The following is a 14,090-nucleotide window of genomic DNA, read 5'->3' on the forward strand; positions in this document are numbered from 1 at the left end:
TACCTGCATATCAAAGAACAATACCGATGCCAACTGTGAAGTGATGGAGTCTGTTTGTTTGCCCAAAACATTTTTGCCGCGTATAGTGGTTGTGGGTGGTGGCTTTGCAGGGCTGGCCCTGGTAGAAGGCCTTAAAAACAAGGAGGTACAGGTCGTGCTGATAGACCGTAACAACTTCCATCAATTTCAGCCCTTGTTCTATCAAGTGGCCACCAGCGGTCTTGAACCGGACAGTATCGTATTTCCCTTCAGAAAACAGTTCAAGGGCTATGGTAATGTGAGCTTTAGGTTTGCCGAAGTGACGCAAATCGAACCCGCTTCCAACACAGTTGTAACAGACAAAGGCAAGCTCACCTACGATTATCTGGTCTTGGCCACCGGAACCAAGACCAATTTCTTCGGCATGAAAGAGGTGGAACAAAACAGTCTTGGTATGAAAGACATCAAGGACTCGCTAAACATACGTCATATGATGTTGCAAAACTTGGAGCAGGCAGCCATAACCTGTGATGATGAAGAACGCGATGCGCTGACCAATTTTGTGATTGTGGGCGGTGGCCCGGCCGGTGTCGAAATGGCAGGTGCCTTGGCGGAATTCTGTAAGTACATCCTTCCAAAAGACTATCCCGAGTATCCGAATAGCATAATGAACATCTACCTGATCGAAGCATCGGACGAACTATTAGCCTCAATGTCCAACAAAGCCTCGACAAAAACACTTCGGTATCTAAAAAATCTAAATGTGCAAGTGTTGTTGAACGAGGCCGTGAGCGGTTACGACGGTAATGTGGTATCTACCAAAAGTGGAAGGAAAATCATGGCGAAAAACCTGATTTGGACGGCAGGTGTAACAGGCCAGGTTCCAGCGGGCATCAATCAAAAACATATAATTAATGGGAACCGTCTAAAAACGGATACCCATCTAAAAGTGGAAGGCATGGATAATGTTTTTGCCATTGGGGACATTGCCGGGGTAATCACCGACGAGACCCCTAAGGGCCATCCACAGGTAGCCCAAACCGCCATTCAACAGGGCGGTCATTTGGCCAAAGTGCTATTGAACACCGTTCAATCAATGCCTTCCAAACCATTTAGGTATAAAGATAAAGGTTCATTGGCCACAGTTGGCAAAAGAAAAGCGGTCGCTGATTTAGGAAAGCTCCACTTCGGCGGGTATGCTGCCTGGCTTTTATGGTCCGTGGTTCACTTGCTTTCCATCAGCGGGTTTCGAAACAAATTTTTGGTGGGCTTCAATTGGGCCATCAGTTATTTTACCTACGAAAAAAGCAACCGGGTAATCATAAGAAGTTTCAAACGTGATGCTTATATGAAAGCCTCCTTAAAATATAGTTCCAATAATGAATGGGAAAAGGATGTAAATCCCAAAAAATCCAGCATTGATGCCTAGCCATTATTCAAATAACAGTATTATGAAATTCTTCGGCAGCTCGATCAAAAGACTGCACAACTATGGCATTGTGCTCTTTATCACTGTTGTTATTGCTATGGTGTGGGCCAACTCGCCATGGAAGGGATATTATGTCGGCCTAATGCAAACCGAATTTGCCTTTAGTGTGGGTACATTTCAGCTATCTGAGTCGCTACTGTTATGGATCAACGATGGCTTAATGGCACTATTTTTTATGCAAGTCGGTCTAGAGCTGAAACGTGAAATAATCGGTGGTAAACTGTCGTCCCCAAAGGATGCAATACTGCCCATCGGTGCAGCAATAGGTGGTATGGTGCTCCCTGCCCTTATTTATTTTATGTTCAACAACTCGGGCGAGGCTTCCAATGGTTGGGGCATTCCCATGGCCACGGATATTGCATTTTCATTAGGGGTTCTGGCCCTTATCGGAAAAAGACTTCCTTCGACCTTGAGGGTTTTTCTTATTACACTGGCTATTGTGGATGATCTAGGTGGTGTCTTGGTCATTGCCCTCTTTTATACCTCAGGTATCTCGCAGATGGATCTACTCCATGGACTATTGTTCTTCGCGGCTTTGATAATTGGTAATTATGCGGGAGTAAGAAGCACATGGTTCTATGCCATTATTGGCATCGGTGGTGTTTGGTTGACCTTCTTTTTTTCAGGGGTACATCCAACCATTGCCGGGATTCTGACCGCATTTGCCATTCCTGGTAGGGTAAAAATTAAGGAGACTACCTTTTTAGAGCGTTTAGACCGTTTACATAAGAGATTTCAAGAAACCAAGTCCATAAAGGGGACGCTTATCTCAAAAACGCAATTGGAGATATTGGAGGATATAAAGACTGCAAGTTCCGAGGCCGAAACTCCACTCCAAAAATTGGAAAGGACTTTAAACCCAATAGTGGGCTTTGTAATTCTTCCCTTGTTCGCTTTGGCAAATGCAGGAATACATCTTCATGGAGATTTGCTGAAAGTACTATCCAGCCCGGTTAGCTTGGGGATTGGTCTAGGTCTCATTTTTGGCAAGTTTATCGGTATTACTGCTTTTTCAAGACTACTCGTTGCATTTAAACTCGCCAAGCTTCCGGAAAACGTGAATTGGAAAATGATTTATGGTATAGGTTTTCTTGGCGGTATCGGTTTTACCATGTCGTTGTTTATAACCGAACTGGCTTTTACGGACGAGTCCCTAATATTTACGGCCAAGGTAAGCATCCTATTCGCTTCATTGACAGCGGGGGTAATGGGTGCTCTATTATTATACAGAAACAGAAAACAATTAAGAACAGTTAAACATAAAAGAACATGAAAAACATTGCAGTAGTAGGATACGGAGTTATCGGGAAAAGAGTGGCCGATGCCATTAATGTACAAGATGATATGAGCCTTATTGGGGTTTGTGATGTCATCAGCGATTGGCGCATACAAAATGCGGTGCGAAAAGGGTATGCAGTTTATGCGGCCACACCCGAAGCCGAAAAAGAAATGAAAGCAGCCAATATTGCCATTGAAGGAAGTATGCAAGACATTTTAGAAAAAGTAGATCTTGTAGTGGACTGTACGCCAAAGAACATCGCCGCGAAAAATGTGGAAATATACAAAGGGCAAGGGATCAAGTTTATCGTACAGGGAGGTGAAAAACACAAGACCACAGGCCACTCCTTTAGTGCCGAGAACAATTATAGCACTGCGGTAAATCTAGATGCTACCCGGGTGGTTTCCTGTAACACCACATCTATCTTAAGGACATTGACCGCTTTAAAAAAGGCAGATCTATTGGATTATGCACGGGGAACATTATTAAGAAGGGCGACCGACCCATGGGAAAGCCACTTGGGCGGCATCATGAACACCATGGTGCCGGAAAAGGACATCCCGAGCCATCAAGGTCCCGACGCGCAAAGTGTCGATCCGGATTTGGATGTCATTACTTCTGCGGTCAAAGTTCCCGAGACTTTGAGCCATATGCATTACTGGAACGTTAAGCTACGAAAAAAAGCCTCAAAGGAAGAGGTGTTGAACGCCCTCAAAACCTCAAGTAGAATCAAGTTCATTCACTATGATCAAGGCTTGGTCTCCAACAATACCATCAAAGAAATGTTTTTGGATATGGGTAGGCCTTGGGGCGATATGTACGAGGTGGCCCTATGGGAAGACATGCTCAAGGTTGTGGGCGATGAACTTTTTTATGCATACGTGGTCGATAACCAAGCGATTGTAATCCCTGAGACCATTGATGCCATTCGGGCCCTCACGGGTATTGAGACCGATGCACACAGATCCATCGAAAAAACCAATGCAAGTTTAGGAATCGGATAAAATTTCATTATGAAAACTTATGATAACATAGTCGCGCATTTAGGGGACAAAGCATCTTTCTATTTAGATCATGTAAGCCAGAAGGTCACCAAAGATGAACTGCAGTTGCCCGATAAGAATATTGTGGACAACGTATTCGTCAATAGTAATCGAAATCAACAAGTACTCCGAAGCCTTTCGCAATTATATGGCCATGGTAATCTGGGAGGTACGGGGTATCTCAGCATTTTACCGGTAGATCAGGGAATCGAGCACAGTGCCTTATTTTCTTTTTACAAGAACCCCGATTATTTTGATCCCGAGAACATTGTAAAGCTCGCCATCGAAGCCGGTTGCAACGGTGTGGCCTCCACTTTTGGGGTGTTGGGCCTTTGTTCTCGGAAATATGCGCATAAAGTCCCCTTCATTGTCAAGATAAACCACAATGAATTATTGTCCTATCCCAACACTTATGACCAGAACCTGTTCGGAAAAGTCAGGGAAGCGTGGAACATGGGCGCGGTTGCAATCGGGGCTACCATTTATTTTGGGTCCCAGGAAAGCAATCGACAGATAAGGGAGATTGCGGAAGCCTTTGCCGAGGCCCATAGCCTTGGTATGGCCACAATTTTGTGGTGCTACACCCGCAACGATGCTTTCAAAACAGACAAAGAGGACTATCACACCGCCGCGGATTTAACGGGTCAGGCCAACCATTTAGGGGTAACGATACAGGCCGATATCATCAAACAGAAGTTGCCCACGACCAATTTTGGTTTCAAGAACCTGAAATTCGGCAAGTTTGATGATGCCATGTACGAAACACTGACCACGGAGCACCCCATAGATCTATGCCGGTTGCAGGTGGCCAATTGCTACATGGGCAAAATAGGTTTGATAAACTCAGGTGGCGGTTCACAAGGCGAGTCAGATATGTCGGATGCGGTCAGAACTGCGGTCATCAACAAAAGGGCAGGCGGAGCAGGATTGATCTTAGGGAGAAAGGCCTTTCAAAGACCTTTTAAGGACGGTGTGGAATTATTGCATGCCGTGCAGGGCGTTTACCTTGAAGAAAGAATAACAATAGCATAAGTCATCTGATAAAAGAATGCTGGATACGGAAATAAAATCATTAAAATCATTAAACCACTACCTACAAAGGTTGGTTGAGAACCGGCTTTGGCTCAAAGTTATCATTGCTTTGTTTCTTGGTGTTGGAGTAGGCCTGTTGTTAAGTCCCCAAAACGGTTGGATCACCAAAAGCACCGCCGATGTTCTGGGGAATTGGCTGGCCCTGCCGGGCATGCTCTTTTTGAAATTGGTCCAGATGATCATGATACCACTGATTGTGGCCTCCATCATCACCGGCATAGCGAGTAACGACAAGGAAAATCTGAAAAGATTGGGCGGGGGCGTACTCTTATATTTTATATCGACAACGTTTATATCGGTAACCATAGGTACGGTTCTGGCCTTGATCTTTAGACCGGGAAAGTTTCTCCACCAACAGGCGGAAGTCGATCATGCAAATGCTTTGGCCAATACGGACGAAAGTACGGAACTGTCGTTTGGAATAAACGATATACCGAATGTCATTACCGATCTACTGCCTGAAAACCCATTGGCCTCGATGGTCAGTGGTGAAATGTTGAGCATTGTGATTTTTACCATTATAATCGGGGTTGCCGTATTGTCGCTGCCTGACGATTTGCTCAAACCTGTCAAGCTGCTCTTGGGTGCCGTACAGGAAATCTGCATGACCGTGGTCAAATGGGCCATGTTGTTGGTACCCATCGCAGTATTTGGTTTAATGGCGCAACTTACATCCAGTGTTGGTCTAAACTCCCTTTCAGGTTTGGGCTTTTATGTGCTCGTGGTACTGATAGGGTTATTCCTTTTGGTCGGTGTTTACCTGTTATTGGTAAGTCTATTGGGCCAGAGCAATCCGTTTAAATTTTTGAAAAAGATCACGGATGTTCAACTATTGGCATTCTCGACCACGAGTTCTGCCGCAGTAATGCCCCTTTCCTTAAAAACAGCGGAAGAAGAGCTCAAAGTGAACGGCTCCATCAGCAATTTCATTATTCCGATAGGGGCTACCGTGAACATGGATGGAACAGCACTTTACCAAACCATAACGACTTTGTTCATCGCTCAGGCTTATGGCCTTGAAATGGGCCTTCTGAATATTATTGTTGTCGTGGTCACCATAGTTGCCGCCTCCATCGGCACCCCTGCCATACCCGGTGGCGGTGTGGTGATTTTGGCTTCCGTTTTGTCAAGTGCCGGAATACCGGCTGAAGGCATTATCATAATTATAGGGGTGGAGCGCTTGCTCGGCATGTTCAGAACTGCGGTCAATGTTACCGGTGACCTAACGGCCTGTATGGTTTTCAACCGTTTTTATGGAGCAAGATCACAAGAAAGCAAAGAGGTAGATATAACTACAAATACACCATATTCCAATGTGAATGTTTAAAAACGAGATGATGTTAAAATCAATTGAGGAAATAGAACTTTCACCACGCCCAGACAAGAAATATTGGGTAAACTGCCATAGGGAATGGCGTGAGGAGATCATTTACTTTCTTATGGTTGACCGGTTTCATGATAGCAATGCACGGCACTCAAAGAATTTCGATATCCGGCACCCTGGTTTCGGGAATGAAGATCAATTGCGAAAGCCCTTTGGCGGTACTCTTAAGGGGATCATCAACAACATTGACTATATCAAAAACTTGGGCTGTACGGCCATCTGGCTAAGCCCCGTGTTTGAAAACAATCCAGAGTCCTACCATGGCTATGCCATTCAGAATTATATGGATGTGGACAAACGCTTGGGCACAAAGAAAGACTTGGAAAAACTCGTTGACAAGGCACACGGGCTTGATATACGGGTCTTTTTGGATATCGTTCTGCATCATTCTGGCGATAATTGGTCCTATCCCTTTGATTACAGCTATTATTATTTCAAAGGAGAGCGTTTTCCGTTGGGTGATTGGCGAGAAAAGGACAGACCGATACCCCTTGAACTGAGAAATCCCGAAATGTATAACCGTAAAGGGCAGATCAAGAATTTCGATGCGTATCCCGAGACCCAGGAAGGCGACTTCTTTACCTTAAAAACATTTCGGAACGATGGTTCCCCCGCCAGTGAAGACTTACAGGAGCTACTGGCCAAAATCCATTGTTACTGGATACGTGAGGTGGATGTTGATGGTTTTCGTTTGGATGCTGTCAAACATATGAAAGGGCAGGATACCAGCCGTTTTTGTTCGAGGATTCGGGAATATGCTTACTCTTTGGGCAAAAGAAACTTTTTCCTGTTCGGTGAAATTATCGGCAACGATGAAATGAGCAATCCCTATATAGGCCCTAAAGTACTGCCTGAAGACCGTAACATCTATTATGGGCTTGATTCTATCTTAGATCACCCCCTGCACAGTGTCCTGGCGGAAGTGATAAAGGGCAATTCATCACCGAACCTATTGATACGGCGCTATGAAGAACTGCGAAAGAATGCCCTTCACCGTGGCGAGTATGGCGAATTTCTGGTGACCTATATCGACGACCACGACCAGGTTGGGATGGATTTTAAGCACCGCTTTGGCCACAATGCCGCTCCCGAGCAAATTGTTGCGGGCATGGGCTTTCTCATTTGTGCCCTTGGCGCTCCATGTATTTATTACGGTACCGAACAAGGTTTTGAGGGCAACGGTACTGATGATCGGTATATCAGGGAGGGCATGTTCAATCCCGATGATAAGGAGACCAACGTATTGAACCAAGGGTCATGGCTATTCAAGAGAATTTCGTTCTTGGCACATCTTAGGCAAAGGGAAGCCATTCTAAAATTCGGTAGAATGTATTTTAGGGAAACTTCAGAAAATGGGCTCGATTTTCGGTTTCCAGATTGTGAACAATGTCTTTTGGCATTTTCAAGGATCCTTTATCAGGGCGAGATACTTGTCGTCTATAATTCTTCTCCAAAGAATACCAAAGAAGGATACGTAACCATAGATAACGCTATCAACAAAGAAAATCTTCTAATGGAATGTATCTATGGGAACAAGAAAAAAGTCAAAATCGAAAAAAACACAGCTTTAGAAACCGATCGCCTTTTCATCAAGGTAAAACTAAGACCCATGGAGTTTTTGATCTTCAAGAACAATTGGGTGTAAGAAAAAACGAGGTCGGGTTCGACATAGGATAATGAAACATGCAATGATGAAAATAGCGAAAAAGACCTTTTGGGCAGTATTGGCGATTGTGGCACTCATCATGTCGGTAGCGGGATACCAATACCTTACGGTCGCCGTAGCTCCTGAATATGATCCAGAAACCATGCCCTTGAACTATGAAATAGTGGGTTCGGGAGATAAAAACATGGTCTTGATCCATGGTCTGGCAGGTTCAAAAAACTATTGGAAAAGGGGTTTGGAACAAATTACCGGAACGCATAGACTTCTTTTGGTCGATTTGTTGGGCTTTGGCGACTCTCCCAAGCCCCAAAGCGAATATACCCTCGAAATTCAACTTACGGCCCTTGAAAAGGTCATCTCGGCAGAGGGGTTTGACAAAGGAGGGAGCCTTATTGTCGGTCATTCCATGGGAGCCATAATATCGCTGGCATTATTCGAAAAACATCCTAACTGGTTTAAGGGAGCGACCGTAATCGGCTTTCCCGTCTTTGAAAGCAGGGATCAATTTTTGGAACAGATGCCCGATGGTTCTTATTTTGATACGCTCGCCGTAGGCCGATATGGAAAATTGTTCTGTATGCTACACCCCTTATACATTGTTAAATGGTTCAAGCCCGAAAATCTGACCGATGACGTTTTTAAGGACTCAAAAAAACATACTTGGCAGAGCTATTACAATTCGTTGAACGAAGTAATTCTCAACACAAATTTATTTGTACTTGCCAAAAACATACGTGACCGGAAGATCCTCTTTATCCAAGGCACAGTCGATAAATTGGCACCCTACGTAAATGTAGAGAATTTTGCAAGTCTATTTACCAAGAGTAAGTTAATGCGTGTGGAGAATGGTGACCACCAACTCTTTCTAAAAGAGCCCTTTAAGGTTTGGAAAGCGATAAGCGATTTTTTTGATCATTAACCGCAATGAACAATATTGGAAGAAATGTAAGGACAAAATGAAAATGAAAGAACAAAAAAATCATATTGATCAACTCTACGGATTGATACACACTGATGTCGAGGGAATCGATGACCTTTTGGAACTTGCCCTGAACATTCGCTGGTCATGGAACCATGCCTCGGATAAACTATGGCAACAATTAGACCCCGAACTTTGGAAACTTACCCAAAATCCATGGGTAATCTTGCAGACCGTTTCACGCGACCGGCTTGAGGGGCATTTGAACGATCCAGAATTCCGGGCGAAAATCAAAAGCCTTTTGAATGAGAACGAAAAAGCACTATCGGCCCCGAACTGGTTTCAACAAAACTATGCCAAGACCCAGCTTAAGTGTGTTGCCTATTTCAGCATGGAGTATATGCTGAGCGAGGCACTGCCCATTTATGCAGGCGGCCTGGGCAACGTGGCCGGAGATCAGTTGAAATCGGCAAGTGACCTGGGCGTACCGGTCGTGGCCGTGGGGCTACTCTATGCCAAAGGGTATTTCCGTCAGGAAATCGACAAATTTGGCTCACAAAATGCCTTGTTCCCGCACAATGACCCAGGGCAATTGCCCGTTACGCCCTTACGCCTACCCAACGGGGAGTGGCTTCGCATAAAGGTATCGTTGCCCGGTCACCCGCTATGGCTAAGGACATGGCAGGTACAGGTAGGAAGGTCAAAGCTATATCTATTGGATAGCAACGATGCCGCCAATTTGCCCCTCCATCGTGGTATTACCGACGAGCTATATGGAGGTGGCCCCGACCATCGCATAAAACAAGAGATTGTTCTGGGTATCGGGGGCTACAAATTACTTAAGGCCCTGAATATCCAGCCAGAAGTGTGCCATATGAACGAAGGCCATGCAGCCTTTCTCGTGCTGGAACGTGCCAGCGATTTTATGAAGATGAATGGAACTTCTTTTGAACGGGCACTTGCCGTTACCCGGGCAGGCAACCTGTTTACCACCCATACAGCGGTTGCTGCCGGTTTTGATCATTTCAGTCCAATGCTAATGGAACAGTTTCTTGGCCAATACGCCAAAAACGAATTGGGTATCGATTTCAATGACCTGATGGCCTTGGGCAGGGCAGATTCCAATAATCATTGGGAGAGCTTCAACATGGCCTATCTGGCCATTCGCGGTAGCGGTGCGGTGAACGGCGTCAGTCGTTTACACGGCGAGGTTAGCAGAAATCTTTTTCGAAATCTCTTTAAGCGATGGCCGATACAAGAAATACCTGTTGGCCATGTCACCAACGGGGTTCATATGCCCTCTTGGGATTCTGAATATGCGGACAAGGTATGGACAGCAGCCTGCGGAAAAGATCGCTGGCGGGGCGAACTCGATGACCATTCGGCACATATTTCTAAGCTATCCGACGGAAAACTTTGGGATTTTAGGAACCAATCCAGAAATCGTCTTGTCGATTTTATAAGGGAAAGGTTTGAGAGACAGGCAATAGTCTCGGGCCTACCATCTGAAGTGGTCGAAATCGCCGACCAAGTTCTTGACCCGGACACATTGACCTTGGGCTTTGCCCGCCGGTTTGTGCCTTACAAAAGACCGGATCTCTTATTGTACGATCCCGAACGTTTGGTCCGAATTCTGACCAATTCGGAACATCCGTTACAATTGGTTTTGGCCGGCAAAGCGCCCCCATTTGATGAAGCGGGAAAAGGGTTGATACAAAAGTGGGCGCAGTTCATCCAACAACATAATTTGTACAGGCATGTCCTTTTTCTAAGTGATTATGACATGCTGTTGACGGAAAATTTGGTCCAGGGCGTTGATGTATGGCTCAATACCCCGAGACGGCCCTGGGAAGCCAGTGGTACCAGTGGCATGAAAGTACTTGTAAACGGTGGCCTCAACTTATCGGAACTGGACGGTTGGTGGGCCGAGGCATTCACCCCAGAAGTGGGCTGGGCATTGGGTGATGGACAAGAACATGGTGATGACCCTGCTTTGGATGCTGCCGAGGCGATAGCTTTATATGAAATTCTGGAGCAACAAATAGTACCCGAATTTTATTCACGTAACAAAAAAGGCATCCCTGAACAGTGGGTAGGGAGAATGCGAAAAAGTATGGCGACCCTAACGCCCCGTTTTTCGACCAATCGAACGGTAAGGGAGTACACAGAACAATTTTATCTGCCTGCAGCAGAAAAATACAAGAGGCGTGCGGCAAAAAAGGGAGCTGCTGGAAAAAGGATTTTAGACACGCAAAACGAACTTATGAAAAGATGGGATACCATAAAATTCGGAAAAGTTCAGATTGAAAGTGAGCGCCATAAACATCATGTTAGAGCACCCATTTGGCTGAATGGTATTGACCCCAAGCATATTCAGGTAGAACTTTTCGCAGAAGGTGTTAACGGCAAAACGCCCGAAAGAAACACGATGAAATTTGATTGGATGGGCGAAGAAGGGGAACATAACTTTTACGCACAGGTAATTACTGACCGGCCAATTGATCACTACACGGTTCGTATTGCACCGAACTACGAAAGCGTATCCGTGCCGTTGGAGAACAACTTGATACGATGGCAACATTAAAGTAAATTTCAAATAATTGAAGAAATGAAAACACTGGAATATCACGAAACCATATTAAAAAAGGTCAGTTTCGACAAGAGGTTGTTGAGGATGGAATTGAAAAAGGCCGTTCGCAATACCACTTGTTCCGAACAGCCGGCCCTTCTCGAATGGTGCGGGGAGCACCTTGGCGAGGAATACAAAAAAATGGCTGCCGATTTTATGGAAAACAATAGTTGTGCTTTTGAAGATAACGATAACCAATAAAATCACAAGTTAAAATGTACCAGCAAAACCCACTCCTTTTAACAATCAGTGCCGGGCCATCAAATATTAGGTTCACAATGTATGAAATGGCAGAAAATCCCGTGAAGGAACTTTTTGGTGATATTCGTCACCTCGGATCCGGCAAAGAGGTTTTCAGGGTTACCCATGTTAAAGGCAATGAAGGGGAAAATTCACGGATATACGCTCCTGGCTTTTATCAAGCGACCGTTTTTTTAATAGGTTGGCTAAAAAACCAACCCGGCTTCGATCGTATTGGTTACATAGGACACAAGATAACATATGGATTGAACTATCCTGGGCCGAAAGTAATCGATACCGCCCTATTGAACGAACTGAAACAGATTGCCGACTATAATATTCCTAACTGTCTTTCAACTGAGATTGAGATTGTTGAAACGTTCACAATGCGATTTCCGGCATTACAGCAGGTAGCTTTTTTTGATACCAGTTTTCTGGTGAACCTGCCCAAGGCTGCCAAGATACCCCCTTTCATTCCAAGGCATTTTGAACGGGCACGCACGCACGGGCATGGCTTTCATGGGCAATCGTTTTCCCATATCATGATGGAACTTAAAAAAAGGATAGGTATTCAAAAAGCCGATGGAAGGCTCATTCTTGCACATCTTGGCAAAGAGGCCAGTATAACTGCCGTCAAGGAGGGCAAGAGCATAGATGCCGGCATGGGGCTTACACCACTGGGGGGGTTCGTCATGGGTACAAGAAGCGGAGATTTAGATCTTGGCGATTTTGCGCATTTACTGAAAAAAGAACGGATGGGGTCAAAACAGCCCAACAGCTTAACAGATGATGAGGGCGGTTCGCCAAAAATCTCCGAAACAAGTACGAATATGCTTGATTTACTTTTAAAAGAAGATGTTGACCGAAGGGCAGCGGAAGCTGTAACTTCCTTCTGCTATCAAGTAAGAAAGTGGATCGGGGCGTTTACCGCTGTCTTGGGCGGTTTGGATGTGCTGGTTTTCTCGGGTGACATCGGTGAAAATTCCCCAATAATACGATCCAGGATTTGTCAAGGACTTGACTTTTTAGGTATTGGGCTCGATGAGGGACAAAACAGAAAAAATTCATCTAAAATCTCTAAAGAGCAAAGTAAAGTGCTGGTCATGGTAATTCATGCCGATGAAGAATTGGTTATTGCAGAGAGCTTGGCCAATCAATATTTTAAAGATAAAAGTTATGATAAAGTAATTTCACCCCAAAAGAGGGGAGGGCAAAAAAGGCCAAGGGTTTCCACTCGAAAAAATATTGACAAATTCACCATATGGGATGGGTAAAAAGAATATTCCGGTTTCCCTGTTCCGGTCCGGTGCTAAATATCCGTTTGTCAGAACGAAGCGTTGAAAACCGGGCTGGGTGATTTTCTTGTAATATACCTGTAAAAAATTATGAAGAATAAGAGTATGAAGACTATTAAACACATAGGCGTATTCACATCTGGGGGCGATTCCCCGGGAATGAACGCCGCCTTGCACGGGGTGGCCAAAACGGCTGAGATGAACAACCTAAGGCTCAGCGGTTTTAAAAAAGGTTACGAAGGCCTAATCGACGGTGACCTAGTACAGTTGGATTCCAGTCAACTGAAAAAGAACGTTCACAGAGGCGGCACATTGTTGAAAACAGCAAGGAGCAAGCGGTTTTTGACGCTGGAGGGAAGACAACGAGCTATGCAAATTCTTGAAACGAACAAGGTCGATGCCCTGATTGCTATTGGTGGTGATGGCACCTTCAAAGGGCTATTGGCATTTTCAGAAATCTGTGACCTGCCGTTCTTGGGCATTCCCGGCACCATCGATAATGATCTGGCAGGTACCGATTTTACACTCGGTTTCGATTCTGCAGTGAACACCGCAATTGAAAACATTGATAAGATCAGGGATACGGCGGAGTCCCATAATCGAATATTTCTGATAGAGGTAATGGGCAGGGACTGCGGGTATATTGCCATCCATTCCGGATTGGGTACGGGTGCAGATGCCATTTTGATACCTGAAAGTGGGCATGACTTTACTCAATTGTTGGAAAAGGCGGGAAGCTACGATCGTGAAGAGGCCTTTGTTGTGATTGTTTCAGAAGGGGATGAACTAGGGGTCGAGCCGGCAGCCAAAAAGATAAAGGAAATAAACCCTGAAGTGGACTTGCGCATTGCCAAACTGGGCCATGTACAACGCGGTGGAAACGCCTCGGCATTTGATCGAATGTTGGGCATACGGCTCGGCACTGCTGCCGTAGAGGCACTTTTACATGGAAGAAAGAATGTCATGGCGGGAATCTTGAACAACCAACTGAGCCTTACCCCGTTTGACCAAGTGGTAAAGGAACATCAAGTGAACGATGAACTGCGGAGTCTCTTGAAAATTTTCGGAAGCTAAA

At 45.1% G+C, this 14,090-nt stretch carries 11 protein-coding genes; all 11 read left to right on the forward strand.

Annotation, left to right across the window (positions count from 1 at the left end; translation table 11 throughout):
• The first annotated feature begins 43 nt into the window (after window positions 1–43).
• The 11 genes from SD450_RS17260 (at window position 44) to SD450_RS17310 (ending at window position 14,089) form a co-directional block, all read left to right on the forward strand.
• Window positions 44–1,408: an NAD(P)/FAD-dependent oxidoreductase gene (locus SD450_RS17260; RefSeq protein WP_051947539.1), complete on the forward strand. Its 1,365-nt coding sequence runs from the start codon at window positions 44–46 to the stop codon at window positions 1,406–1,408.
• Window positions 1,409–1,430: 22 nt separating this feature from the next.
• Window positions 1,431–2,741, forward strand: coding sequence for a Na+/H+ antiporter NhaA (nhaA, locus tag SD450_RS17265; protein WP_318345658.1), 1,311 nt, complete (start codon window positions 1,431–1,433; stop codon window positions 2,739–2,741).
• Window positions 2,738–3,751 carry a type II glyceraldehyde-3-phosphate dehydrogenase gene (locus SD450_RS17270; RefSeq protein WP_036378943.1) on the forward strand — a complete coding sequence of 338 codons (1,014 nt, stop codon included), beginning with the start codon at window positions 2,738–2,740 and terminating at the stop codon, window positions 3,749–3,751. Before nhaA ends, SD450_RS17270 begins: the two co-directional genes overlap by 4 nt.
• Before the next feature lie 9 nt (window positions 3,752–3,760).
• Window positions 3,761–4,822 (forward strand): class I fructose-bisphosphate aldolase, encoded by a 1,062-nt coding sequence (locus SD450_RS17275; protein ID WP_036378945.1) that lies wholly within the window; start codon window positions 3,761–3,763, stop codon window positions 4,820–4,822.
• Window positions 4,823–4,838: 16 nt separating this feature from the next.
• Window positions 4,839–6,209: a dicarboxylate/amino acid:cation symporter gene (locus tag SD450_RS17280; protein WP_318345659.1), complete on the forward strand. Its 1,371-nt coding sequence runs from the start codon at window positions 4,839–4,841 to the stop codon at window positions 6,207–6,209.
• 7 nt (window positions 6,210–6,216) lie between these two features.
• Window positions 6,217–7,911, forward strand: a complete 1,695-nt coding sequence (locus tag SD450_RS17285; protein WP_220473567.1) for an alpha-amylase family glycosyl hydrolase — start codon at window positions 6,217–6,219, stop codon at window positions 7,909–7,911.
• Between the two features lie 46 nt (window positions 7,912–7,957).
• Window positions 7,958–8,851: an alpha/beta fold hydrolase gene (locus tag SD450_RS17290; RefSeq protein ID WP_036385904.1), complete on the forward strand. Its 894-nt coding sequence runs from the start codon at window positions 7,958–7,960 to the stop codon at window positions 8,849–8,851.
• Between the two features lie 43 nt (window positions 8,852–8,894).
• Window positions 8,895–11,435 (forward strand): alpha-glucan family phosphorylase, encoded by a 2,541-nt coding sequence (gene glgP / locus SD450_RS17295; protein WP_318345660.1) that lies wholly within the window; start codon window positions 8,895–8,897, stop codon window positions 11,433–11,435.
• Window positions 11,436–11,459: 24 nt separating this feature from the next.
• The gene (locus tag SD450_RS17300; RefSeq protein ID WP_318345661.1) at window positions 11,460–11,681 is read left to right on the forward strand and encodes a hypothetical protein; all 222 of its coding nucleotides are present in this window, start codon (window positions 11,460–11,462) and stop codon (window positions 11,679–11,681) included.
• A 14-nt stretch (window positions 11,682–11,695) separates the two neighbouring features.
• Entirely contained in the window at window positions 11,696–12,994 is a 1,299-nt protein-coding gene (locus tag SD450_RS17305; RefSeq protein WP_318345662.1) for a hypothetical protein, read from the forward strand.
• A gap of 126 nt (window positions 12,995–13,120) precedes the next feature.
• Entirely contained in the window at window positions 13,121–14,089 is a 969-nt protein-coding gene (locus SD450_RS17310; protein ID WP_036385910.1) for a 6-phosphofructokinase, read from the forward strand.
• Window position 14,090: the final 1 nt, after the last annotated feature.

The organism is Flagellimonas baculiformis (genome assembly GCF_033441575.1).
GTDB lineage: Bacteria > Bacteroidota > Bacteroidia > Flavobacteriales > Flavobacteriaceae > Flagellimonas > Flagellimonas baculiformis.